This window comes from Paenirhizobium naphthalenivorans (assembly GCF_007992095.1).
Classification (GTDB): Bacteria; Pseudomonadota; Alphaproteobacteria; order Rhizobiales; family Rhizobiaceae; genus Allorhizobium; species Allorhizobium naphthalenivorans.
Genome location: NZ_BJZP01000001.1, coordinates 98,116 through 123,565, shown reverse-complemented (window position 1 = coordinate 123,565; position 25,450 = coordinate 98,116). Strand labels below are relative to the sequence as shown.

Here is a 25,450-nt window from a genome sequence, read left to right as displayed (position 1 = left end):
ATGCCCGGTCGAGCTGGCAAGATCAAGCCCCGAAAACCGACCAACCGGTGCGCGTGGCGAGCATTTCGAGCGCCGCGGAGCCGAGCGCCGAATTACCGACCTTGTTGAGACCAGGCGACCACACTGCGATCGACGCCTTGCCCGGCGCGATCGCCAAAATGCCGCCGCCGACGCCGCTCTTGCCCGGCAAGCCGACATGATAGGCGAAATCACCGGAACCGTCATAATGGCCACAGGTCAGCATCAGCGCATTGATACGCCGTGCCCGCTTCGGCGAGACGACCGAGTAACCGCTGATTGGATCGGCGCCCTGCGCCGCAAGGAAAAGGCCGGCGCGCGACAACTGCCGACAGGTCATCGACAGCGCGCATTGATGGAAATAGACGCCAAGCACATGGTCGACATCGTGATGAAGGTTGTCGAAAGAGCGCATGAAATTGGCGAGCGCGTAGTTGCGAAAACCCGTCTCGGTTTCCGACTTGGCCACCGCCCTGTCGATGGTGATCGTCTCATCGTCGGCCAGATAACGGACGAACCGCAAAACCTCGCCGATCGCCTCCTTGGGCTTGTGGCCGGCCAGCACCATGTCGCAAACAACGATCGCCCCGGCATTAACGAAGGGATTGCGCGGGATGCCGTGCTCGTGCTCGAGCTGGACGATCGAGTTGAAGGCTGTGCCCGAGGGCTCGCGCCCGACGCGTTTCCAGATCCCCTCACCGGCCTTGCCGAGCGCCAGCGTCAGCATGAAGACCTTGGAGACACTCTGGATGGAGAAAGGCGTGGCGGCATCACCGACGGTAAAGACCTGACCGTCGACCGTGGTCACCGCAATGCCGAACTGGTGGGGATCGACCTTGGCGAGCTCGGGAATATAATCCGCCACTTTGCCCTCGCCGCGCCGTTCGGCAAGCGTCAATGCGATGTCGTCGATGATCGCCTGAAGGTCCATGTGCTTCCTCTCGCGGCAAAACCTGCTCGTCATATTCACCGCGGCACGCTGCGGTGCAAACAGAAAAAGCCGCCCCGAAGGGCGGCTTTCCACAATCCGGTCTCGCAGCGATTAGCGCGAGTAGAATTCGACGACCAGCTGCGGTTCCATAACGACAGCGTAGGGAACGTCCGACAGACCAGGAACGCGAACGAAGGCCGCAACCATCTTGTTGTGGTCGACTTCGATGTAGTCCGGAACGTCACGCTCGGCGAGCTGGACCGATTCGAGAACCGTCACCAGCTGCTTCGACTTCTGGCGAACTTCGATAACGTCGCCAGCCTTGCAGCGGTACGAACCGATGTTGACCTTGACGCCGTTGACGGTGACATGGCCGTGGTTGACGAACTGACGGGCAGCAAAGACCGTCGGTACGAACTTGGCGCGGTAGACGATCGCGTCAAGACGCGATTCGAGCAGACCGATCAGGTTCTCGGAGGTGTCACCCTTGCGGCGGTTGGCTTCGTCATAGGTGGCGCGGAACTGCTTCTCGCGCAGGTCGCCATAGTAGCCCTTGAGCTTCTGCTTGGCGCGGAGCTGAACACCGAAGTCGGACAGCTTGCCCTTGCGGCGCTGACCGTGCTGGCCGGGGCCGTATTCGCGGCGGTTTACCGGGGACTTCGGACGACCCCAGATATTTTCGCCCATGCGGCGATCGATTTTGTACTTGGATGCAGCGCGCTTGCTCATCGCATTTCCTTTTCAACAGGTTACACCGGCTTGTTGCCAAACCGGATCAAGGAAACACGCCCTCCTCTGAACTCCGTTTTGGAAGCTCTGACAGGCTCCTCACATAAAGCGTATGGAGAAAACCACGGGACATGTCATAAAAACACCGGGCGTCCGGCCCGGCGTTGGTGGGCTCATTAGACGCGCGTCACACAAATGTCAACCGCCGTGACGCGAGCTCTGAAGGTCCTTGACCTTAGCCGGTGAGACGCCCGTCGCCTCTCTGACCCGGATGCCTGCCCTGCCCGAGCATCGAACCGGCGGTTAATAACACAGCGCTGCACCATCCCCAAAGCTGACAGTCAAGGCAAACTGGGCTATTCGATGTGAACCAACGCGAACCCGCACCCAAGTCCAGGACGCTCATGACCTCCCGCATTCTCCCGCTGATATTCGGACCGCTGCTCACCCTCACCGTCGGCCTTGGCGCGACGCCGGCCAATGCCGGGCGCGCCCACTTCGTTCTCGACGCGACCACTGGCGAGGTGCTCGAGGCCCAGAATGCCGACGAACTGAACTACCCCGCATCGCTGACGAAGATGATGACCCTGTATCTCACCTTCGAGGCGCTGCATCAGGGCCGGTTCGGCTGGGAGGACCGGATCGTGCTTTCGGAAAACGCCGAGAGCAAAGAACCCTATAAGTTCGCGATCGGAGCTGGCAGGACGATCACGGTGCGTGAAGCCGTGCTCGGCATGATCGTGCTGTCGACCAATGATGCCGCCGTCGGTATCGCCGAAACGCTCGCCGGATCGGAAAAAGCGTTCGGACGGGTGATGACGGCCAAGGCCCGTGCGCTGGGCATGACCAGCACCGTCTTCACCAATCCCGCCGGCCTGCCGGATCCCGAACAAGTGACGACCGCCGCCGACATGGCCAGACTGGGGCGCGCGCTTCTGCGCGACTACCCGGAAGAGTTCAAGCTGTTTTCCACCCGCACCTTCACCTTCCGCGGCATGAAATTCCATGGTCACAACCAGCTGCTCGCGGCCTATCCCGGCGCCGATGGCATCAAGACCGGCTACACCAAGGCTTCTGGCTATAATCTGGTGACTTCGGCCAGCAACGGCGACAGGCGCCTCGTCGGCGTCGTCCTCGGCGGCGATAGCGCCAGCGCGCGCGACGACGAAATGATTGCGCTCATGGAGAAATACCTCGGCACCTCCGCCGGACAATGATCCCCCAAAACCGGACATCGGATGACACCATGACAGACACCGTTCTTGACCGCCTGCTTCGCTATGTCGTGATCGACACCCAATCCGATCCAGAATCCAGCGCCCAGCCATCGACGGAAAAGCAGAAGGACCTCGGCCAGCTGTTGGTCGCTGAACTGTTGACGATCGGGCTCAGCGACGCCCATCTCGATGTGCACGGCAATATCTACGCCACGCTGCCGGCCAATACCGAAAAGCCGGTCCCAGTGATCTGCTTCTGCTCGCACATGGACACGGCACCGGATTTCACCGGTACAAACGTCAAGCCGCGCGTCGTCAGGAACTATGCCGGCGGCGATATCCGCCTGACCGGTGACACCAGCCAGATCATCCGCATCGCCGACCATCCAGAACTTGCCGACCAGATCGGACACGATATCGTCGTCACCGACGGCACGACGCTGCTGGGTGCAGACGACAAGGCCGGGATCGCCGAGATCATGACGGCCGTCCAGTTCTTTGTTGCCAACCCGGGTATCCCGCACGGGACCATAAAGGTGCTCTTCACCACTGACGAGGAGATCGGCCGAGGTGCAGACAAGGTGGACATCGTCAAGCTCGGCGCCGAATTCGGCTATACGCTCGACGGCAGCACGATCGGCGAAATCGAGGACGAGACCTTCTCCGCCGACGGCATTGACATCGCCATCACCGGTGTTTCCATGCATCCCGGCACAGCCAAGGGAAAGATGGAGAACGCCATCAAGATCGCCGCCGCCATCGTCGCCCGTCTGCCGAGGGATCAGGCGCCGGAGACCACTGAACGCCGTGAAGGTTTCATCCACCCGACAGACATCAGCGGGGCGATGGAGGGAGCGCAACTGAGCTTCATTATCCGCGACTTCGACGACAAGGGCCTGGCGGTCAAGGAGGCAATGCTCGAAGAGATCACCAAAGCCGTGATGAAGGATTATCCCGGTTCGACCTATAGCTTCAAGGTCAAGGAGCAATACCGGAATATGAAAGCGGTGCTCGATCGCCACCCGCAGGTGGTCGACAACCTGATCGAGGCCGTGAAGCGCGTCGGCCTCTCGCCGGTCCGGCACAGCATTCGCGGCGGCACTGACGGCTCCCGGCTCTCCTTCATGGGGCTGCCCTGCCCCAATATCTATACCGGCGGCCATGCCTATCATTCACCGCTCGAATGGGTGAGCCGCCAAGACATGGAAAAATCGGTCGAAACAATTGTCGAACTGGTGAAGGTCTGGGAGGAGCGCACGCCGGGATGAGCGATCCGTTTGGTCTGCACCGTTTCGTCGACGCTCAAGCGCCCGTTTACATGGACGTAGTCGCAGAACTGCGGCGCGGCCAGAAGGCGAGCCACTGGATGTGGTTCGTCTTTCCGCAGATCGAGGGGCTTGGCGGCAGTCCGACGGCACAACGCTACGCGATCACGTCACAGGCCGAAGCCCGCGCCTATCTCGCCCATCCTGTGCTCGGGCCACGTCTTAAGGAATGCTGTGCAATCCTTCTCGGCCTAGAGGGCCTCAGCGCCGAGCGGATCTTTGGCTATCCCGATGTCCTGAAACTGCGTTCGTCGCTGACACTGTTCGACCGGGCAGCGGGCGGCGAGAACATTTTCACGCAGGTTCTGGCCAAATATTATAACAGCGAGCCGGATCCGGCGACGCTGGCCCGGATCGATTAGGGCGTCCTCACTCGGCCGCCGAGGGAACGTCGGCGCAATCATCCGCCGTGTTCGGATCTCCGGGTGCCGTCTCCGCCTGCAGGTCCGGGAAGGCGACGATGCGCTTGCCGGAGAAATCAGTGTGGACGACGATCAGATTGTGCTCCTCGAAGTAGCCCAACAGACGCCGCGCGCGGCGTGCCGAATGCGTGCCATAGGCCTTGGCGATGCGCAGGTCCGAGGGACATGCCTCGGCGCGGATCGCAGCCCGCGCCATCAGCAGGAAGACGCCCTGAAGATCGTCGGAGACGCGCTGCGACAGGTCGAGAGCCATCGCCCAGGCCTCGCCAGCGGCCGTCTCCTCATCGACGCCGGACCGGGTGATCGCCACCCGACGCCGAAACTCGCTCATGGCCATCGGCGGGCCGGTGACACGGCGCATACGGGCGCGCACCAGAAACTCCTGATAGAGAACCGAATCGGTGCGATAGGCGGCCTGCGGATCGGCGAGAATTTCGGCCAATACTGCGGCAAGCCGTTCCTCTCGCTCCTCACCCGACATTTCAGGTGTGGACGAGCGGCCCTCGCTCGGCGCCGACGGGCCGGTCGCGGCCGGCGTGGCCCTGGAAAGCTCGGCGAGAATGTCGGTGGTCGGACGCGGCGCCGGCGGCGCGCGACGCATGAGCGGCCGGTTGAACTCTTCCGGGTCCGGCGTGAAGATCAGCTCCTCGACATCCTGCGGTGCATCCGGCAGCGGCATCAACTTGGGACTCGACGACCGCGCCGAGGTTTCGACCGTGCCGATGGTGATAGGCAGCGGACGGCGCGACAGGGCCGGTCCCAGAGCGACAAAATTGCCGCGCTTGAGGTCGCGGAACATTTCCGCCTGACGACGATCCATGCCGAGCAGGTCCGCGGCGCGGGCCATGTCGATGTCAAGAAAGGTGCGGCCCATGAGGAAGTTCGAGGCTTCCGCCGCGACGTTCTTGGCAAGTTTCGCCAGGCGTTGGGTGGCGATGACGCCCGCCAGTCCGCGCTTGCGGCCACGGCACATCAGGTTGGTCATGGCACCGAGCGACATGCGGCGCGCGTCTTCCGACACGTCTCCCCCCATCGATGGGGCAAACATCTGCGCCTCGTCGACGACCACAAGGACCGGATACCAGAACTCGCGATCGGCATCAAACATGCCGTTGAGGAATGCGGCGGCGGCGCGCATCTGCTGCTCGATCTCAAGCCCCTCGAGCGTCAGCACGCAGGAAACCCGGTGGCGGCGGATGCGATCGGCAATGCCGGCAAGCTCCGCCTCCGTACGCTCGCCGTCGACCACCAGATGGCCGAACTTGTCGGACAGCGTGACAAAATCACCTTCCGGATCGATGATGACCTGCTGCACCCATGGCGCCGACTGTTCGAGCAGCCGGCGCAAGAGATGCGACTTGCCCGAGCCGGAATTGCCCTGCACGAGAAGACGGGTGGCCAGCAGCTCCTCGATATCGAGCTTGGCCGGCTCCCCGCCCGACACCGTTCCCATATCAATTCCGACCTGCACCAATACCACCTCATATAGCCACGCGCTCACCGGGCGAACAACTCGCCGGGCGACCCACAGATGCTTTAGCAAATAAACTCCGAATCGGCGTCGCGAAAGACCCGGCCATCAACAGGCAATTACACCCATGAGGAAGACAGACTTCGAGGCCGGCCTTTCTCGCCATCCCCGTGTCGAAAAGGCTACCGTTCACGAGCCGCTTGCCAAAGCAAGCATCGCCCATCCCCAAGGTTCCCGCCGCCAGTTCAGCCGAAGTCTCTTCGCGCCTTGTCACAACCGGATGTCCCAGGCACTGAAGCGCGACGGATAACGCCAGTCCCGCTCTGGTGGGAGACCAATGTCCCGCCGCATGCGGTCGGACAGATCCCTGACCGAATTGGACCTCCGGCGCCGCCTCCAGGCGACATAGAGCAAGGCCCGCGCCGATGCCCAGACGCCGAATTTCTGGCACAGGTCATCAACCGCCGCCATTGGATTGTCTGCAATTATGGATTGCTCTTCATACATAGTTTTTCCGTCCCGGCGCAGCGATGCAGCCAGGTCCTCTCGATGGAAAACAAAGGCGTGAGACGAGCTGAGAAACGCAGCTATGCGTCTCGGCAGCCGATCACATCAGTTTTGTTGAAAATGGCGCTAAGCGCTGAAGATCCCGGACGGAGTAACCGTTCAGGCGGTGGTTCGCAGTCCCGAAGAGCAAAGCACCCAGAAAAGGAACACCAATCCGCCAGCGAGGCGCATGAATGCAAAATGTTGTGACATCGACGCCTCCTGTTGCTTGAATTGCGGACGAGCATAAGTTCGCACAAGAAAAAGCGACCGGCAAGTCCGCAATTTTGGATTGCAGCTATCGCCAGATCAAAGTTGCAAAACGGCAACAGGTCGCATTCAGGGAACCGCCGCGAGAGGCTGCGGGAGATAGACAAAACGGGAGGAACAGGGGCGCCGTCAAACGTCAGTCCGCCGACCTCACCGGCGAGACCAGCAGTTTGTCGATGCGCCGACCATCAAGGTCGATCACCTCGAAGCGCCAGCCATTGGTCTGGAAGCTTTCGCCAAGAGCGGGAATACGCTTGAGCTGAGCAATGACGAAACCGGCAACCGTCGTATAGTCCGGGTCGTCCTCGAGCGGAATCCTAATGCGCTCGGAGAATTCGTCGATCGGCGTCCAGCCGGCCACTAGATAGGAACCGTCCTCACGCTGCACCAGCGAAGGCTCATCATCGTCAAAATCCTGGAAAGCGCCGGTGATGGCCTCGAGAATGTCGCCCGAGGTGATGATGCCTTCGAAATGGCCGTATTCATCATAGACGAGAACCATATGCACCGGCGTCTTGCGGATCGCCCGGATCACGTCCATCGCGCTGGCGAGATCGGAAACGATCGGCACCTCGCTCATCAGTGATCGGACGTCGAAGTCGGCGCCCAGCGCGATGGTATCATAGACGCGACGAGTAAACAGCACGCCGACGATTTCATCGGAGTCACCTGAGCGCACCGGCAGGCGTGAATGGCTGGCATTGCGGATCTTCTCGCGCACCTGGTCGGGCGTATCATCGACATTGACGAGTTCGACGTCGCGGCGCGGCGTCATCAGGCCGCGTGCGGTGCGGTCGGCAAGCCGCATGACGCCGGAAATCATCGCCGATTCCTCAGTCTCGATAACGCCCGCGCTATGCGCCTCGGCGAGTACCGACTTGATTTCCTCGTCGGTCACGGTTCCGGTCGCGCCACCACCCTGGCCAAGCACGGCGAGAAGCATTTGTCCTGAATTGTCGAGCAGCCAGACCAGCGGCGCAGCGACCTTGGAAAGCAGCTGCATCGGCCCGGCGATCTTGGCAGCAACAGCCTCCGGGTTGCGCAAGGCGATCTGTTTCGGGACCAGTTCGCCAACGATCAGCGACAGATAAGTGATGATCACGACGACGGAACCGACACCGAGCGCATTGGCAAGGCCGTCGGAAACCCCCTGTAGCGAGAGCCAGCTCGCCAATCGCGCACCGAGCGTCGCGCCGGAAAAGGCACCGGAGAGGACTCCGACCAGCGTGATGCCGATCTGTACGGTGGACAGGAATCGGCCCGGTTCCTCGGCAAGCCGCATGGCGAGCTCTGCACCGTGATTGCCCTGTTCGGCAAGTACCTTGAGACGCGCCGGACGTGACGACACGACCGCCATTTCGGACATGGCGAGAACACCATTTAGAAGGGTGAGAAAGGCAACAATCAGAGTTTCTGTCAGCAAAACAAGCTCAAAGCTCCAGTGAACCGGTGTGAACGTCGCAATCGGCCAGAACCATTACCACGGCCGCGCACGCATATCCAAATAACGAGCGTCAGACCGAACGTGCGCACGGCCCAGTGCCGAGCCCGAAGCCCTGCATCAGCCGGCGGGTGGAGAAATCGGGATTGCCGGAGGTGAAGACGGCAAAGTCGAAGCCGGCGGGATGCTCGGCACCTTCGACCAGCGGCACCAGCCGGCGGGCCTGTCGGGCGATCGCCTCGGCCGGATCGAGCCAGTCAACCGGCCACGGAGCGAGGCGGCGAAAGACATTGACGAGGAAGGGATAGTGGGTACAGGCGAGCACGACGATATCGGTGCGCGCACCGTCATGCTCGACGAAGCAGGGAGCTATTTCCGCCGCGACCGTCTCATCCGACACCGGTTCGCCGCGGATATAGGCTTCCGCCATGCGTGCCAGGTTCTCGGAACCGACAAGCCGAACATGGCACTTGCCGGCGAAGGACTGAATGAGGTCGCGCGTATAGGCGCGCTTGACCGTACCGGGCGTGGCGAGAACCGAGACGAGGCCGGACCGGGTGCGCTCGGCTGCCGGCTTGATCGCCGGCACCGTACCGATGAACCGCATGTCGGGGAAGGCACGGCGCAAGTCGGCACCGGCGAGCGTAAAAGCGGTATTGCAGGCGACGATCACCACTTCGGGATCATAGGCCCTGAAGAGATCAGCGAAGAGATCGAGAATTCGCTGGCGAAGCGGCGCCTCCTCCCAGCCGCCATAGGGGAAACCGGCATCGTCGGCGACATAGATGAAGCCGCGTTCCGGCATCAACACCCGCGCCTCGCGCAACACCGTCAGCCCGCCGATTCCGCTGTCGAACACCAAAACCGGCTTCAGGTCATTCCCCATCTGCGCCATCGTCCGCCCTGTCCGGCTCCTGCACTAGATCTTGCCCCAGATCCTGCCAAGGTCCCGCCTTGCCACGTGGGCTCTTGCGGCTGTATCGATCGAATGTGGCGAAAACGCCGCGTAGGATACTGATTTCCTGCTCCGAATAGGCGCGACGCGTCAACACTGCGCGGAGATTGTCGATCATCTTCGGCTTCTTGGCCGCAGGCCGGAAATAGCCACGCGAATCAAGCGCCTCCTCTACATATTCGACCATGCCGAAAAACTGTTCCTTGGTTGCCGGCTTCTGCTCGAGCGGCTGGAACGAGGTCTCGGCCAGATCGTCGACGCCCGATTTCATCCACTCGTAGGACATGAGCAGCACCGCCTGGGCGATGTTCAACGAGGCGAAGGCGGGATTGACCGGGAAGGTCACGATCTCGTCGGCGAGCGCGATCTCCTCATTGGTCAGGCCCCAGCGCTCGCGACCGAACAGGATGCCCGTCGCCTCGCCACCTCTGAACCTGGTTCGCAGCGTCTCGGCCGCGACCACCGGCGAACGGACCGGCTTGAAGCCATAACGTTCGCGCGCCGTGGTCGCGTAGACAAAGTTGAGATCGGCGATCGCCTCATCGAGCGTTTCGAATACACGGGTGCCATCGATGACATGATCGGCCTTGGAAGCGGCGGCGCGCGCCTTCTCGCTCGGCCATCCATCGCGCGGATTAACGAGCCGCAGTTCCGACAGGCCGAAATTGGCCATGGCACGCGCCACCATGCCGATGTTCTCGCCGAGTTGCGGCTCGACCAGAATGATCGCCGGCCCCTCGGCCAGAAGTTCGCGTTCGCTATTGGTGCCTGACATGACCTGCCCTCAAAAGGAATTGCGGGCCCCCATTGGCATAAAAACGCGAACAGGCAAAGAGCCGAGCGCCTATTCCAGACCGTCTACACCCTTCAGCATCATGTCGATGTCCGTCTTGACCAGATCGGCATAGCGCGCCTTGACCGATGTCTCCAACCGCCCGTTTTGGTAGTCGCTGTTCCAGAAGTTGTCGATCACATAACGATCGTCCTCCGTCACGACATGGAACCACAACGAGGGCTCCCGCAGGTTCGGCTTGTGGCCCCAGCAGGACGAAATGTCGAAATAGACCTTGACCGGAATGAAGCCATCCCTGCCCGGCCCCGTCACGATCTTGAGATCCTTCATCTCGCAGGGATCCTGGCTGACGACGACCTCGTCTTGCCCGGTCATAACGCCCTGCAGGTCGAGAAGCTCGTCGCCCAAGGCGGCCATCCGATAGACCTGGACAAAGCTCTTGCTGTAGATCGACTTCAACAGCACCTCATCGTAATAATCGCTTGCCGGACTGTTGCCCTCAACCCCGTCAGCGACCGCCATCAACGCCTTGACCGGATCCGCAGGATCCGCAGCGAGAGCCGTTGACCATGCCGAAAGCGTCCACATCGCCATAACGACGACCAGTCTCTTCACCTTGCCAGCTCCTTCAGCACAGCCCTCAGCGCCAGGTCGCCGCCCGATCGAATATCCTCGACCACTTGGCGATGCTCGCCAACCTCAACCTCATCCTCGCCCCGCCGGAAAATCACCTCGGAGACCACGTCCTTTGCTTCGTATTCGCCATCGAAGCACCAGCTGCGCTTGAAACCGACGATAGCCTTCCGTCGCGCCGTTGTTACCCTCTCGCGGACAGGCCTTACTGGGCGGCGATCGCCTTCAACTCGTCCTTGATCGATTGACCGGAATTGCCGTTGACGACCGGATAGATGTCATCGATCAGCGCGCGCCCTCCCTCTTCCCGAACGTGGAAGATCAGCACCGTATCGGCCTGGTATTCGGCACCATCGCCGAAGCACTTATGGTTATTGAACAGCGCGGTCACCTGCCCATCGCCATCGTTCTCGATGCGGATATTCTCGAACGGGCAGCCGTCCTGGCCGCCGGCGATCGGATCATAGTCGAAGGGATACCCCGTGGTTTCTCCTTCAGGAGGATCATACGCCGGATGCTTGGAAGCCTCGCGGTATGCCTTGGCGAAATCGGCACTGAACAGTCGGTCGAGGCGGCTTTCACCAAAAACTTCTTCGCTCGTCGGGTTCTCGGCGGCCCAGTTGCCGGCGGCCACCTTGATCACTTCCCGGACCGGATCTGTGGGGTCGGCCGCCTGGCAAGCTCCGACTGCGAGGAAAAGCACGGCGATGGCGGTGACGGCAGACTTCATGACAGTTTCCTGAATAGGAGCGGCAATGCTCCGCGATAATCTATCCGACACACACCGAACCACAAGAGTGCCGTGGGAGCGCTGGCAAGACCAAATTTGGTATGGTTTTATCAACGAAAAGGCCCTAGAGCCGGGGCTCGGCGCTTTCAGTTCCCGATGTGGAATGCTATAGGCCCAGCCAGACATACAACAGGGACCCTCGTCCCTCCCCCTAGCCGCGAGGATACTCATGAAAAAGATCAAGGTTGCAAACCCCGTCGTCGATCTCGACGGCGATGAGATGACGCGCATCATCTGGCAGTTCATCAAGGAAAAGCTGATCCTGCCCTACCTTGATCTGCAGATTGAATATTATGACCTCTCGGTCGAAAACCGCGACGCCACCAACGACCAGGTAACGATCGATTCCGCCAACGCCATCAAGAAGCATGGCGTCGGCATCAAGTGCGCGACGATCACCCCCGACGAAGCCCGCGTCAAGGAATTCAACCTCAAGGAAATGTGGAAGAGCCCGAACGGCACCATCCGCAACATCCTTGGCGGGGTCATCTTCCGCGAGCCGATCATCTGCAAGAACGTTCCGCGCCTCGTTCCCGGCTGGACCAAGCCGATCGTCGTCGGCCGTCACGCCTTCGGCGACCAGTACAAGGCAACCGACTTCAAATTCCCCGGCAAGGGCACGCTGACCATCAAGTTCGTCGGCGAAGACGGCGAAGTGATCGAAAAGGAAGTCTACAAGGCTCCGGGCGCCGGCGTTGCCATGGCGATGTACAACCTTGACGAATCGATCCGCGACTTCGCCCGTGCGTCGATGATGTACGGCCTGATGCGCAAGTGGCCGGTCTATCTCTCCACGAAGAACACCATCCTCAAGGCCTATGATGGCCGGTTCAAGGACATCTTCGAGGAAATTTACCAGGCCGAATTCAAGACCCAGTTCGAAGCGGCCGGCATCACCTACGAACACCGCCTCATCGACGACATGGTGGCATCGGCCCTCAAGTGGTCCGGTGGCTATGTCTGGGCCTGCAAGAACTACGACGGCGACGTCCAGTCCGACACGGTCGCTCAGGGCTTTGGCTCGCTCGGGCTGATGACCTCGGTTCTTCTCACCCCGGATGGCAAGACGGTCGAGGCCGAAGCAGCGCACGGCACGGTGACCCGCCACTACCGCCAGCACCAGAAGGGCCAGGAAACCTCGACGAACTCGATCGCGTCGATCTTCGCCTGGACCCGTGGCCTCGCGCACCGCGCCAAACTCGACGACAATGCCGAGCTGGCTCGTTTCGCCGCCACGCTGGAAAAGGTCTGCATCGACACTGTCGAGTCTGGCTTTATGACCAAGGACCTCGCCCTGCTGATCGGTCCCGACCAACCGTGGCTTTCGACAACCGCCTTCCTCGACAAGGTCGATGAGAACCTGCAGAAGGCTATGGCGGCCTAAGCCATCCGCTTCACGAAATACCGAAACCCGGCCTCGCGCCGGGTTTTCTTTTTGTCCCTACGATCTTGCGAAGAAAGAAGAAGACTGTTAACGATTAGAACATAAGGGGAACACTTAAGGGGCGAAACACATGGCCGATCTGACGCTCTACACCAATCCCATGTCGCGCGGCCGCATCGCTCGCTGGATGGTCGAGGAGACCGGCCAGCCTTATGAGGCGGTTATCCTTCCATTCGGCCCGGCAATGAAGGCGGTCGAGTACCGGGCGCTTAACCCGATGGGTAAGGTGCCGGCCGTGCGCCACGGCGACGTCGTCATCACCGAATGCGCGGCGATCTGCGCCTATCTCGCCGACACGTTTCCCGAGGCGCGACTGGCGCCGCCGAACAATGCTCGTGGCAACTATTATCGCTGGCTTTTCTTCGCGGCCGGGCCGCTGGAGGCAGCTGTGAGCAACCGTAGCCTTGGCTTCGAGGTGCCGGACGAGCGACGGAGAATGATCGGCTACGGCAGCTTCGAGGATGTCATGGACACACTGGAGATCGCTGTAACCACCAATCCCTTCGTCGCCGGTCAGGCCTTCACCGCCGCCGACGTCTATGTCGGCTCGCATATCGGCTGGGGCCTTCAATTCGGCTCAATCGACAAACGGCCGGCTTTCGTCGACTATCTGGAGCGCGTCACCGACCGCCCAGCCTACCGGCAGGCGAAGAAAAAAGACGACGAAGCTATGCAGGAGGAGCGCTAGCTGGCAGGCCGTGGCCGAATTTAGGCGGGGAAAGCCTATTCGCACTAGCGCTGGAGGAAACGACCAGCATAAGATGAAATAATCTACGGCTCGTTGCAAACGGGAGGGGCTGCATGACCGAAGCCTTCGTACCGAAGACCATTGCGGTATTCCGCGAGGGCTATGATCTTCATCGCCTGAAGGCCGATGCCCTGGCCGGCCTGACCGTTGCCATTGTTGCCCTGCCCCTTTCCATGGCAATCGCCATCGCGTCCGGTGTGACGCCAGACCGTGGCCTCTACACAGCAATAGTCGGCGGTTTCCTAGTTTCGCTACTCGGAGGCAGCCGGCACCAGATCGGCGGCCCGGCAGGCGCCTTCATCGTGCTGGTCGCCAGCACGGTCGCCACCCACGGCGTGGAGGGGCTGATCCTTGCCACCATGATCTCGGGCCTTTTCCTGATGCTCGCGGGCCTGCTCAGGCTCGGCGACTACGTCAAGTTCATTCCTTATCCCGTGACGGTCGGTTTCACCGCAGGCATTGCCGTAATCATCTTCGCCAGCCAGATCAGCGAACTGCTCGGCCTGACGCTTGTGGGCAAGGAACCCGGTCCGCTGGTCGAGAAACTGCCTGCCCTGTTCAAGGCCCTACCAACCGTCAACCCCGCCGCGGCCGGTATTGCGGCGCTGACGGTCGCTACCATCCTCCTGTTGCGGCGCCTGCGCCCGACCTGGCCCGGCATGCTCATCGCCGTTGCCCTGGCCTCGCTCGCAACCGCCTTTCTCGCGCTCGACGTCGGCACGATCGGCACGCGGTTCGGCGGCATTCCCCGTAGCCTGCCACTACCGCGAATGCCTGACTTCTCACTGCAACTTTTCCAGGCCGTTCTGCCGAATGCGATGGCCTTCGCACTCCTCGGTGCGATCGAATCACTGCTTTCCGCCGTGGTGGCCGACGGCATGACCGGTCGGCGCCATCGCTCAAATGTCGAACTGATCGGCCAAGGCATCGCCAACATCGGCTCGGGCCTGTTTGGCGGATTCTGTGTCACTGGCACGATCGCCCGCACTGCGACCAATGTCCGCGCCGGCGGCACCAGCCCCGTCGCCGGCATGCTGCACGCACTCTTCCTGCTATTGTTCATGGCAGCCGCCGCGCCGCTCGCCAGCTATATTCCGCTGGCGTCGCTCGCGGGTGTTCTGTCTATCGTCTCGTGGAACATGATCGAGCGCCCGGCTTTCGCGGCCCTGATCCGCACCTCACGCGGAGATGCGGTGGTGCTGCTTGTGACCTTGCTGCTGGTGGTCTTCCGCGACTTGACAGAGGGGATCATCGTCGGCTTCGCCCTCGGCGCGATGTTGTTCATCGGCCGGATGAGCAAGAGCGTCACTGTCGCGCCACAGACCGAGGACAAGGAACGACCACTCGACAATTCCGACAGCAATACCGTGGTCTATCGCCTGGGCGGGGCCTTCTTCTTCGGCGCAGCAGCGACTGTCGGTTCGGTTCTCGACCGGATTGCCGACCAGTACCATCACTTCGTGCTCGACTGCTCCGGCCTGCACTTCATCGACTCGACCGGGGCGAATGTCATAGCCGGCACGCTACGCAAGGCGCGCCGCGCCGGCGTCACGGTCTATATCACCGGAGCAGAACCCGACGTGCGGCGGACGCTGGAAACGCATGAGGTGCACGGCCCAAATGTCGTCTACCTTCGCTCGGTCACGGAGGCCCGCGCCATGATCGCCGGGAAGAGCACACCGCCTTGAGTGCGACATCAAGGCATCCACACGGAAACGCACAGGCAAAAGGCGGCTCAATTCGCTCGGTGAAACACAGGCCGACGCGGGCGCCCAAGAATGCCGAACGGGCGCGGTTTAAAGCCCGCGCCCGTCTTAAACATGCAAGCATGACGTGAAACGTCCCCAAGCCGCCCGGCGAACAGAGCGACTGGGGGAGTTGAAGGTCGTCAGGCCGCCAAGGCCGCAGCGACGGCTTCGACGGCAGCCTCCGCCTTGTCACCGTCCGGTCCACCCGCCTGCGCCATGTCCGGACGGCCGCCACCGCCCTTGCCACCGAGCGCCGACGAGGCGATCCGCACCAGGTCGACCGCGCTCACCTTGCCCACCAAATCGGCGGTCACAGCGACGACTGCACTTGCCTTACCGTCCTCGGACACGCCGATCAGCGCGACAACGCCGGAGCCGAGTGATGCTTTGCCGTCGTCCGCCAGCCCCTTGAGATCCTTGGGATCCACACCGTTCAATACCTTGCCGATGAAGCGGATGCCGTTTACCTCGCGGACAGCCTCTTCCGCAGCGGCCTGGCCGCCGCCCATGGCAAGCTTGCGCTTGGCATCGGCCAATTCGCGCTCAAGCTTGCGCCGTTCGTCAATCAGCGCCTCGACGCGGGGCAGCACATCGGCCGGCTGAACCTTGAGCGTCGCGGCGAGCTGCTTCACCCGCTCGTCCTGATCAGCCAGATAGGCGCGCGCCGACTCGCCCGTCAGCGCTTCTATGCGCCTGACGCCGGCGCCGACCGCGCTCTCGCCAAGAATTCGCACCAGACCGATATCACCGGTCGCGCCAACATGGGTACCGCCGCAAAGCTCCACCGAATAGGGCTTGCCGGACTTTGGCCCATGAATGGCCGTGCCCATCGACACGACACGTACCTCGTCACCGTATTTTTCGCCGAACAGCGCCATCGCCCCCTCGGCAATGGCATCGTCGACGCTCATCAGGCGCGTCGTGACCGGGGCGTTCTGCACGATGATGTCATTGGCCATGTCCTCGACGACCTTGAGTTCCTCAGCCGACATCGGCTTGGGATGCGACACATCGAAACGCAGCCGCTCCGGAGCGACCAGAGAACCTTTCTGCGCCACATGGGTACCAAGCACCTCGCGTAGCGCCTCATGGATGAGATGGGTGGCCGAATGGTTGGCGCGCAGCCTGGAACGACGGGCATGATCAACCGTCAGGGCAACAGCATCGCCGACTTTGATCGTGCCATCGGTAACCGCTGCAATGTGGACGAAAAGTCCCTCGCCCTTCTTCTGCACATCGCTGACCACCACGCGCGCACCATCACCGGCGATTATCCCCGCATCGCCCATCTGACCGCCCGATTCGGCGTAGAACGGTGTCTGGTTGACGACGATCTGCACGCTCTCGCCCGCAGACGCGCTCTCAACCGCCACGCCGTCCCGCACGATCGCCTGGACCTGACCTTCCGCCGTTTCAGAGGAGTAACCGAGGAATTCGGTTGCGCCGTGCTTTTCCTTAAGCTCAAACCAGATGGTCTCGGTCGCCTTGTCTCCCGAACCGGCCCAATGGGCCCGCGCCTCAGTCTTTTGCCGCTGCATGGCGTCGTTGAATCCGGTAATGTCGACGCCGATGCCGCGGGCGCGTAGTGCGTCCTGCGTCAGGTCGAGCGGGAAACCATAGGTGTCATAGAGCTTGAACACGGTCTCTCCGTCCAGTGTGTCGCCCTTGCCAAGCTCAGTGGTGGCATCGGACAGCAGCGAAAGGCCGCGCTCCAAGGTCTTGCGGAAACGCGTTTCCTCGAGCTTCAGCGTTTCGGCGATCAGCGCCTCTGCGCGCACCAGTTCCGGATAGGCGCGGCCCATCTGCTGTACCAACACCGGCAGCAGCTTGTAGATGACTGGCTCGCGCGCGCCGAGCAATTCCGCATGGCGCATGGCGCGGCGCATGATGCGACGAAGCACATAACCGCGACCTTCGTTCGAGGGCAGCACGCCATCGGCGATCAGGAAGGCCGAGGAGCGCAGGTGGTCTGCTATGACGCGATGGCTTGCGCGTCGCTCGCCTTCGGCAGGCACCCCGGTCAGATCGACCGAAGCCTCGATCAGAGCGCGGAACAGGTCGATGTCGTAATTGTCATGATGACCCTGCAACACGGCCGCGACCCGCTCAAGCCCCATGCCGGTGTCGATCGACGGACGCGGCAGATCGACTCGCTCCTCCTTGGTCAACTGCTCGTACTGCATGAAGACGAGATTCCAGATCTCGATGAATCGGTCGCCATCCTCCTCCGGCGAACCGGGAGGGCCGCCCCAGATATGGTCGCCGTGATCGTAGAAGATTTCCGAGCACGGACCGCACGGACCGGTATCGCCCATGGCCCAGAAATTGTCGCTGGTCGGAATGCGGATGATGCGATCGTCGGTGAGGCCCGCGATCTTCCTCCACAGGTCATAAGCCTCATCGTCGGTATGGTAGACGGTCACCAGCAAGCGCTTGCGATCAAGACCGAATTCCTTGGTGATCAGATTCCAGGCGAGTTCGATCGCCCGTTCCTTGAAATAGTCGCCGAAGGAGAAATTACCGAGCATTTCGAAGAAGGTGTGGTGACGCGCGGTATAGCCGACATTGTCGAGGTCGTTGTGCTTACCGCCGGCGCGCACGCATTTCTGCGCGGTCGCTGCCGTCGTATAGGGACGCTGCTCGAGCCCGGTGAAGACGTTCTTGAACTGCACCATGCCGGCATTGGTGAACATCAGCGTCGGGTCGTTGCGAGGCACGAGCGGGCTCGATGACACGACCTCATGGCCGTTCGCCTTGTAATAATCGAGAAAAGTCGACCGGATGTCGTTCACGCCGCTCATGTCATGCCCTTCATTCAGGCCGGAAACCGGCCAGTCCGCGAAAATCAATGGCTTTTATCGCCCGGCATTCCCCCTGTCCAGCCGCACAACGCAAAACCAGCCACACCTCTTTCGATATGTGGCCGGCCGATCGCAGGAAAAGATGAAGGGGACGATGCCCTATTCGTCACCGCTGCCCGAATCTTCACTGTCGGGCCCGCCGTTTTGCAGGAATCGCTCGGCGATCAGTCCGGCATTCTGCCTGAGCGCCAGTTCGATTTCCTGGGCCAATTCCGGGTTGTCGCGCAGGAACGTCTTGGCATTCTCGCGCCCCTGGCCGAGACGCTGGCTGTTGTAAGAGAACCAGGCTCCCGCCTTCTCGACAATACCCGCCTTGACCCCCAGGTCGACCAACTCACCGGTCTTCGACACACCCTCACCATACATGATGTCGAACTCGACCTGCTTGAAGGGCGGCGCCATCTTGTTCTTCACGACCTTTACGCGGGTCTGGTTGCCAACGACCTCTTCCCGATCCTTGACTGCGCCGATGCGGCGAATGTCGAGACGGACCGAAGCGTAGAACTTCAGCGCATTGCCGCCGGTCGTGGTTTCCGGCGAACCGAACATAACGCCGATCTTCATGCGGATCTGGTTGATGAAGATCACCATGGTGTGCGACTTGGAGATCGACGCCGTCAGCTTGCGCAACGCTTGGCTCATCAGACGGGCCTGGAGACCCGGCAGGCTGTCGCCCATCTCGCCTTCGATTTCGGCGCGCGGTGTAAGTGCGGCAACCGAATCGACGACCAGAACGTCGACGGCACCAGAACGCACCAGAGTATCGGTAATCTCAAGTGCCTGCTCGCCGGTATCCGGCTGGGAGATCAGCAGGTTCTGCAGGTCAACACCGAGCTTGCGGGCATAGACCGGATCAAGCGCGTGTTCGGCGTCGACAAAAGCGCAGATACCGCCCTTTTTCTGTGCCTCTGCGATAGTCTGCAGCGCCAGCGTTGTCTTGCCCGAGCTTTCCGGGCCGTAAATTTCAACGATACGTCCCTTGGGCAGACCGCCAATGCCAAGCGCGATGTCGAGGCTGAGCGAACCCGTCGAGACCGTCTCGATTTCGACCACACTCTCGTTTGCCCCGAGCTTCATGATCGAGCCCTTGCCGAACGACCGTTCGATCTGCGAGAGCGCCGCTTCCAATGCCTTGCTTTTATCCACCGATTTGTCCTCTACGAGCCGCAAAGAATTTTGTGCCATCTGTCCCACCTTTAGGTTATTGAAGCCGCATAGGCAATGAAGCCGCCGATGGCGAATATGTACATGTTTTGTTCCATTTTGACAACCCCCATCCAAATATCTGTATTTACGGCTTTTTTCCGCATATGTTCCGCTTTTGTCCAGTTTTTTTCCGAACTGTTGGCTGCGCGCTCCATCAAACGCGGCCGCGGTCATTTTTCCGAGGTCGATTCGTGTAAGCTTGCGGACAAAGGAGCGCTCCTGTGACCCTCGACCTGCTGGTGATCGGCGGAGCCCATATCGACCGTCGTGGCCGACTGGACGGGGCGACGCGCCTTGGCGCCAGCAATCCGGGCACATGGCTGGAGGAGGCAGGCGGCGGCGCCTTCAACGCCGCCCGCAACCTCACCAGGCTTGGTCGTACCGTGCGGATGGTCGCGCCGAGAGGTGGGGACATTCATGGCGAGCGGGTGGCGAAAGCGGCCGAGCAAGCCGGTATTGAGGACTGCCCGGTCGTTTTTCTCGACCGCGCCACACCGAGCTATACCGCCATTCTGGAAAACGACGGCAACCTGATCGTCGCGCTTGCCGACATGGCGCTCTACGAGCTGTTCACCCCGCGCCGCCTGAAGAGTCGCTTGCTGAGGGAGAGCCTCACCGCGGCGAACCATGTGCTGTGCGATGCGAACCTGCCGGCCGAGACGATCGCACAGCTGGCGGCCGATGCAAATCGGCTCGGCAAGCCGGTCGCGGCGATCGCCATTTCCCCGGCCAAGGTGGTTCGGCTCAAGGCCGCACTTCCTCTGCTTGACCATGTTTTCATGAATGCGGCCGAGGCGTTGGTGCTCAGCGGCACCCAAGCTGAAACCCCGGCCGACTGGCCTGCCCTGCTGCGACAGGCCGGCCTCCGGGCCGGGACAGTCACCACGGGGGCCGGACCGACGGTCGCCTTCGATGAGACCGGCACCGTGTTGTTGGTGCCCCCCCGCCTTGACACCATCGCCGATGTGACCGGCGCGGGCGACGCCTTTGCCGCGGGCTTCCTTTCAGCCCGCATCGGCGGCGAGCCTCTCGCTGAAGCCGTGCGCTATGGCACGGCCTGCGCGGCAATCACCCTCACCTCGCCGCACGCCGTGTCGCAAGACCTTTCGACCGATCGCCTAAAGTCGGGGCTGGCCCTTGTGCCGACGCCCGCTATCTTGTCATGACAACCGCACGAAAGTCCCGGACCCAACGATGAGCAAATCCATTTCGCCCCTCCTGCCGATCGTCTATTCCAGCGAGGTCACCGCCGCCAAGGCCCGTGGCGCTCCCCTGGTTGCCCTGGAATCGACAATCATCACCCATGGCATGCCCTTCCCCGGCAATCTTGAAATGGCCCGCAGCGTCGAGCAAATCGTGCGCCTAGAAGGTGCGGTTCCGGCCACCATCGCGGTGATCGAAGGTGTGCTGCACATCGGTCTTGAGCCGGAGCAGATCGCGGCGCTGGCGCAGATGAAGGACGTAATGAAACTGTCGCGCGCCGACATCGCCTTCGCGCTTGCTGAGCGCCGCAGCGGGGCCACAACGGTCGCCGCAACCATGATCGCCGCCGCCCGCGCCGGTATTTCCGTTTTCGCCACCGGTGGCATCGGCGGCGTGCATCGCGGCGCCGAGGAGAGCTTCGACATTTCCGCCGACATCGAGGAACTGGCGCGCACGGCGGTCATCGTGGTTTCGGCCGGCCCCAAGGCAATCCTCGACATTCCGAAAACACTCGAAATGCTGGAGACGCGCGGCGTCCCGGTCGTTACCTACGACAGTGAGGAATTTCCCGCCTTCTGGTCGCGCATATCCGGCCTGAAGAGCCCTCTCACCTTGCCAAGCCCGGCAGCCATCGCCAATTTCCAGCGCATGCGCGAGCAGCTTGGCATCGATGGGGGCATGCTGATTGCCAATCCCGTGCCGCTCGAGGACGAGATCGCGCGCGAAGAAATGGAGATCTACATTGGCCGCGCCCTCGCCAGCGCCGAACGCGAGGAGATCACCGGCAAGGCGGTCACGCCCTTCCTGCTCGACACGATCTTCCACATGACCGGTGGACGCAGCCTGAAAACCAATATCGCGCTCGTCGAGAACAACGCCCGTCTCGCCGCCGAGATTGCTGTGGCGATGAACGCCTGATGCCTTAAAGGCGCCCGACTCGCGTCAGTCGATATAGCCCAGCCTCACCGCCTCGATCAGCGCCTGTTCGAGGCGGTCGGTGCCGAGCTTGCGGCAAAGCGAACAGGTGAGATAGTTAACCGTCCGAATCGACAACGACAGCCGCCGGGCGATAGCGGAGGAATCCATACCCTCCGCCGCGAGTTCCAGGCATGTGAACTCTAGGCCAGACAGGCCGTTCTGCGGCCAGCCACGGCTTTTCTCCAGCCCCTCCATGCGGTCGAGCATGCGGATCGCCAGCAAGCTGAATTCGTCCATTTGCGCCGGCGACAACGACTCGGCGCGACCGTAAACGCCGAAGATATGCTTGCGACCGTCGACCGTCGGCAGCACGGCATAGGCACCACGCTCCATGCCGTGCGCAGCCAAGACCTCCATCAGCCGGCGTTTCGCCGGATCATGGAGCGCAGCATCCGCAAGAACGTCGACATGCCATTGATAGGCGAACCGCTCCTCTGCCCCCATGATGCCGAGTGGCGCGGGCGGAAGTCCGCCAATGGCATCGAAATCGTCCAGGAAGGCTTCCGGCACGCTATAGAGCAGCAACTGCCCGCGCAGGGACGAGTCACCGCCCCCCCTCGACGAGAAGAGCTTGAAAAAGCGGAAGTCAAAGCGCCGCAGAAGAAGGGTGATGACCGCCCCGATCTCGCTGAGATTTTCCGCCGCATGGATGCCGACGAGAATATCCTTCTCCCCGCTACTCGACAAACTGTCCCAGTCCATCGCCCCTCGCCTATCCGCCGTCGTTGCTGCGCGGAAACGTCAGTCGCCCCACCGGCTCATTCATCAGCCTGCCATTGCGGCAGATCGAGGGACAGCATGGCGAGTAGGCCAACGTTCATGGCAAATGTCAATTTGACCCATCGAGCATTTCGCGCACCGCGACGGCAAGCTGCTTGAGCGAAAACGGCTTCGGCAGAAAGCCGAATTTCGCGTCGGCGGGAAGATTGCGGGCGAAGGCATCCTCGGCATAACCCGAAACGAAGATGAACTTGAGATCCGGATACTTCTTGCGCAGCTCGGTAAGCAGCGTCGGACCGTCCATTTCCGGCATGACTACATCCGAGACAACGATGTCGATCTTGCCGTTAAGCTCGTCCATTATGTCGAGCGCCTCGACGCCGGAACCCGCCTCGTGCACGGTATAGCCGCGCGTTTCGAGCATTCGCTTTCCGCCACGGCGAACCGCTTCCTCATCCTCGACCAAGAGAACGACGGCCGACTTGCCAGTCAGGTCCGCCGGCTCGGCCGCAGACCCGCCAGGCCCCGCCTCTGGCAAGCGGGCTCGCCCACCATCGCCACCTTGCGTTACCCCGGCCTGCACCCCGCCGGCGCTCACCTGGACAACTTCCGGAATATGGCGTGGCAGGAAGATGCGGAACGTCGTCCCCCGCCCGACCTCGGATTCCGGATAGATATAGCCGCCGGACTGTTTGACGATACCGTAGACCATGGCCAGCCCGAGGCCCGTTCCCTTGCCCACGTCCTTGGTGGTGAAGAAAGGTTCGAAGATCTTGTCCATGATCTCCGGCGCAATACCGGTCCCGGTATCTGCCACTTCCACCAGCACAAGTTCTTCCGCCGGCAGACCTCGGTAATGGTAGGCGGTGGCTTCGTCCGGCGTAATATTGCGCGTCGTAACGGTGATCGTGCCCCCTTCAGGCATGGCGTCGCGAGCATTGACGCAGAGATTGATCAACACCTGCTCGAACTGCGACAGGTCAGTTTTGACGGCCCACAGATCACGGCCATACTCAACCTTCAGCTTGACGTTGCTACCCGAAATCAGCCGGTCGACCAGCATCCGAAGATCACCGATCACATCCGTCAAATTGAGCACGCTTGGACGCATTGTCTGCTTGCGCGAAAAGGCCAGCAACTGGCGAACCAGCACCGCCGCCCGATTGGCATTGCGCTTGATTTCCATGAGGTCGGCAAAGCTCGAATCCGAGGGCCTTGCCTGCAAGAGCAGGTGATCGGACGAAAGCAGGATCGCGGTCAGAACGTTGTTGAAATCGTGCGCGATACCACCGGCGAGCGTGCCCACGGCATTCATCTTCTGGGTCTGCGCCATCTGCGCCTCGAGCGCCTTCTGATCCGTCACGTCTACCGCATAGACGATTGCCGCCTCTTCCGGCGCCTCGTCGCTCTGGTCGATCACCGCATTGACGTAGAACCGAAAATAGCGCGCCTCATCGACCGGGTGGCGGCTGTCAATCGGGGCGATATCGACCTGACGATCCTTGGCCGCGGCAAGCGCCTGATGGAAGCTTTCACGCTCGCTCTCGTGAATTACAGCTTCCAGCCTGCCGCCTTGATCGACATCATCGCGGCTGACGATGTCCGAGAACAGCTTCACGAACGGCGCATTGGTACGCAGGATCCGTCCTTCGCCGTCCACCGAGGCGATCGCCATCGGTGTATTGTTGAAGAAGCGGGTAAAGCGCATCGAGGCGACCGAAGCAGACTGGTCGCTGCCGCCCTCCTGGCGGGCGAGAACAATCGAGCGGCTTTCGCCCGGAGCACCGTCGCGCGCGGAGCGGACCCGATGCACCAGCCTGACCGGCAGGATCTGCCCGTTGACGCGCCTCAAATCGAGGTCGAGCGTTTCGGTCTTCGACTGGCCGGGCTCGGCCTGGACGGAATCGATCAGCGCCATACCCTCGCCCGCGACGAAATCGGCGATCATCATCGAGCCCGGCGTGAACTGGGTCAGATCGACGCCGAGCCACTCGGCCAGCGTGGCATTGATATAATAGATTTCACCCTTGCGACCGGCCGAGAAGAACCCAGCCGGCGCATGGTCGAGATAGTCGATGGCGTGCTGCAACTCCTTGAAGAAGCGCTCCTGATCGTCGCGCTCGGAGGTGATGTCGCTGATCTGCCAGACATGCAGCGTCTTGCCCCCGGCGCGCTCGCCGGTCAGCAGGCGGGCCTTGAGCCTGTACCAATGGGCGCCCGAGCCGCTCGCCGTATGCACGCCGAGCGGCTTCAGCAGCCGGAACTCCTCATAGCCCTCCCGCTCCTCTCGCAAACCATTGGTCAGCCGGTAAAGCGCCTCACTCGATTCGCGATAGCGTGACAGCAGCGCCTCCAGCGTCTGCACCTCGGTAGCCTTCCTGGCGCCGGTCATGCGGCCGTAGGCGGCGTTCGCATAGACGACCCTGCCGTCCTTGTCTGTAATCAGGATGCCGTCCGGCTGACTGGCGAGAAAACCGCGCGCCAGCGTATCGGGGTGGGCTTGCGGCATCACCGCCACGAAGCCGATCGCCGCAGCGACGATGAAAAATATCCCCATCATCGCCAGTATCCCGAGGATGCCGAGCACAATCTCGTTGTCGAGCTGGCTCTTGAAGACAACAAAGGCGACGGAGGCGGCCAGTAGCACGAAGGCCAGCAAAATGACGCGTAACGCCGTTCCCGAACGTGTCGCGCGATCCACCAATGGACCCTCGTTGTCTCCGCCCTTCGGCTCTTTTGTCATGTATGCCTCGTGCTCAAGCCCGGATGCCGCGTCGCCGCCTGCATAAGGAAGGGAATCGGGCGTGTTCAACCTCTTTAGCAATTTGCAGCACCGGCAAAAAGCTCCGTCACTCCATATAGCGCGCCGCAACCCACGGCTATCCCCACAGGATTGCCGCATTCGACAAGGATCATGTGTCTTTTATGCGAAGCGCCGGGCGAAACCGGCATAGCGGGCCTTGCCGGATTGCGAAACAGGCCGTCTTCTGCGAGAAAGCAG

22 protein-coding genes are annotated in these 25,450 nt (G+C 61.6%); 8 read left to right on the top strand and 14 right to left on the bottom strand.

Annotated elements, in window-relative coordinates; genetic code table 11:
- Window positions 1–22: 22 nt before the first annotated feature.
- Both RNA01_RS00555 and rpsD read right to left on the bottom strand, forming a co-directional pair.
- Window positions 23–949: a glutaminase gene (locus RNA01_RS00555; protein WP_147177874.1), complete on the bottom strand. Its 927-nt coding sequence runs from the start codon at window positions 947–949 to the stop codon at window positions 23–25.
- Between the two features lie 111 nt (window positions 950–1,060).
- Window positions 1,061–1,678, bottom strand: coding sequence for a 30S ribosomal protein S4 (rpsD, locus tag RNA01_RS00550; RefSeq protein ID WP_147177872.1), 618 nt, complete (start codon window positions 1,676–1,678; stop codon window positions 1,061–1,063).
- Window positions 1,679–2,082: 404 nt separating this feature from the next.
- Between rpsD and RNA01_RS00545 the strand changes: the two genes are divergently transcribed.
- From RNA01_RS00545 to RNA01_RS00535, 3 genes are read left to right on the top strand one after another with little or no spacing between them, the layout of a single operon-like run.
- Window positions 2,083–2,895, top strand: coding sequence for a D-alanyl-D-alanine carboxypeptidase family protein (locus RNA01_RS00545; protein ID WP_147177870.1), 813 nt, complete (start codon window positions 2,083–2,085; stop codon window positions 2,893–2,895).
- Between the two features lie 29 nt (window positions 2,896–2,924).
- Window positions 2,925–4,163 (top strand): peptidase T, encoded by a 1,239-nt coding sequence (pepT, locus tag RNA01_RS00540; protein ID WP_147177868.1) that lies wholly within the window; start codon window positions 2,925–2,927, stop codon window positions 4,161–4,163.
- Complete coding sequence (locus RNA01_RS00535) at window positions 4,160–4,582, top strand: DUF1810 domain-containing protein (RefSeq protein ID WP_147177865.1); 423 nt, start codon at window positions 4,160–4,162, stop codon at window positions 4,580–4,582. The genes pepT and RNA01_RS00535 overlap by 4 nt, the downstream gene beginning before the upstream one ends.
- A 7-nt stretch (window positions 4,583–4,589) precedes the next feature.
- On the opposite strand, the gene RNA01_RS00530 is transcribed toward RNA01_RS00535, so the two are convergent.
- The 8 genes from RNA01_RS00530 to RNA01_RS00500 form a co-directional block, all read right to left on the bottom strand.
- The gene (locus tag RNA01_RS00530) at window positions 4,590–6,113 is read right to left on the bottom strand and encodes a helicase HerA domain-containing protein (RefSeq protein ID WP_147177863.1); all 1,524 of its coding nucleotides are present in this window, start codon (window positions 6,111–6,113) and stop codon (window positions 4,590–4,592) included.
- 270 nt (window positions 6,114–6,383) lie between these two features.
- A complete protein-coding gene (locus RNA01_RS24390; RefSeq protein WP_147177861.1) occupies window positions 6,384–6,620 on the bottom strand; it encodes a DUF1127 domain-containing protein in 237 nt (78 codons plus the stop codon).
- 445 nt (window positions 6,621–7,065) lie between these two features.
- Window positions 7,066–8,337 carry a hemolysin family protein gene (locus RNA01_RS00520; RefSeq protein ID WP_170253325.1) on the bottom strand — a complete coding sequence of 424 codons (1,272 nt, stop codon included), beginning with the start codon at window positions 8,335–8,337 and terminating at the stop codon, window positions 7,066–7,068.
- 106 nt (window positions 8,338–8,443) lie between these two features.
- A complete protein-coding gene (murI, locus tag RNA01_RS00515) occupies window positions 8,444–9,265 on the bottom strand; it encodes a glutamate racemase (protein ID WP_147177857.1) in 822 nt (273 codons plus the stop codon).
- Window positions 9,246–10,100: an RNA methyltransferase gene (locus RNA01_RS00510; RefSeq protein ID WP_147177856.1), complete on the bottom strand. Its 855-nt coding sequence runs from the start codon at window positions 10,098–10,100 to the stop codon at window positions 9,246–9,248. The genes murI and RNA01_RS00510 overlap by 20 nt, the downstream gene beginning before the upstream one ends.
- Before the next feature lie 69 nt (window positions 10,101–10,169).
- A complete protein-coding gene (locus RNA01_RS00505; protein WP_147177854.1) occupies window positions 10,170–10,733 on the bottom strand; it encodes a hypothetical protein in 564 nt (187 codons plus the stop codon).
- On the bottom strand, window positions 10,730–10,861 hold the full coding sequence (locus tag RNA01_RS24295; protein ID WP_268906675.1) for a hypothetical protein: 132 nt from the start codon (window positions 10,859–10,861) through the stop codon (window positions 10,730–10,732). Before RNA01_RS24295 ends, RNA01_RS00505 begins: the two co-directional genes overlap by 4 nt.
- A 95-nt stretch (window positions 10,862–10,956) precedes the next feature.
- On the bottom strand, window positions 10,957–11,481 hold the full coding sequence (locus tag RNA01_RS00500) for a hypothetical protein (protein ID WP_147177852.1): 525 nt from the start codon (window positions 11,479–11,481) through the stop codon (window positions 10,957–10,959).
- Between the two features lie 229 nt (window positions 11,482–11,710).
- On the opposite strand from RNA01_RS00500, the gene RNA01_RS00495 reads away from it, so the two are divergent.
- The 3 genes from RNA01_RS00495 (at window position 11,711) to RNA01_RS00485 (ending at window position 15,421) form a co-directional block, all read left to right on the top strand.
- Window positions 11,711–12,925: an NADP-dependent isocitrate dehydrogenase gene (locus RNA01_RS00495; RefSeq protein WP_147177851.1), complete on the top strand. Its 1,215-nt coding sequence runs from the start codon at window positions 11,711–11,713 to the stop codon at window positions 12,923–12,925.
- 130 nt (window positions 12,926–13,055) lie between these two features.
- Complete coding sequence (locus tag RNA01_RS00490) at window positions 13,056–13,673, top strand: glutathione S-transferase family protein (RefSeq protein WP_147177849.1); 618 nt, start codon at window positions 13,056–13,058, stop codon at window positions 13,671–13,673.
- Window positions 13,674–13,786: 113 nt separating this feature from the next.
- Window positions 13,787–15,421, top strand: a complete 1,635-nt coding sequence (locus tag RNA01_RS00485; RefSeq protein WP_147177846.1) for a SulP family inorganic anion transporter — start codon at window positions 13,787–13,789, stop codon at window positions 15,419–15,421.
- Between the two features lie 200 nt (window positions 15,422–15,621).
- On the opposite strand, the gene alaS is transcribed toward RNA01_RS00485, so the two are convergent.
- Window positions 15,622–18,282, bottom strand: coding sequence for an alanine--tRNA ligase (alaS, locus tag RNA01_RS00480; RefSeq protein WP_147177844.1), 2,661 nt, complete (start codon window positions 18,280–18,282; stop codon window positions 15,622–15,624).
- Between the two features lie 159 nt (window positions 18,283–18,441).
- Window positions 18,442–19,527, bottom strand: a complete 1,086-nt coding sequence (recA, locus tag RNA01_RS00475; RefSeq protein ID WP_147177841.1) for a recombinase RecA — start codon at window positions 19,525–19,527, stop codon at window positions 18,442–18,444.
- A gap of 242 nt (window positions 19,528–19,769) precedes the next feature.
- Here recA and RNA01_RS00470 point away from each other — a divergent pair, with 242 nt between their 5' ends.
- Window positions 19,770–20,714: a carbohydrate kinase family protein gene (locus RNA01_RS00470; RefSeq protein ID WP_147177839.1), complete on the top strand. Its 945-nt coding sequence runs from the start codon at window positions 19,770–19,772 to the stop codon at window positions 20,712–20,714.
- A 28-nt stretch (window positions 20,715–20,742) separates the two neighbouring features.
- A complete protein-coding gene (locus tag RNA01_RS00465) occupies window positions 20,743–21,669 on the top strand; it encodes a pseudouridine-5'-phosphate glycosidase (RefSeq protein WP_147177837.1) in 927 nt (308 codons plus the stop codon).
- 24 nt (window positions 21,670–21,693) lie between these two features.
- Here RNA01_RS00465 and RNA01_RS00460 read toward each other — a convergent pair whose 3' ends face one another.
- Both RNA01_RS00460 and cckA read right to left on the bottom strand, forming a co-directional pair.
- Window positions 21,694–22,431 (bottom strand): helix-turn-helix transcriptional regulator, encoded by a 738-nt coding sequence (locus RNA01_RS00460; protein WP_147177835.1) that lies wholly within the window; start codon window positions 22,429–22,431, stop codon window positions 21,694–21,696.
- Window positions 22,432–22,558: 127 nt separating this feature from the next.
- Complete coding sequence (cckA, locus tag RNA01_RS00455; protein WP_147177833.1) at window positions 22,559–25,192, bottom strand: cell cycle histidine kinase CckA; 2,634 nt, start codon at window positions 25,190–25,192, stop codon at window positions 22,559–22,561.
- Window positions 25,193–25,450: the final 258 nt, after the last annotated feature.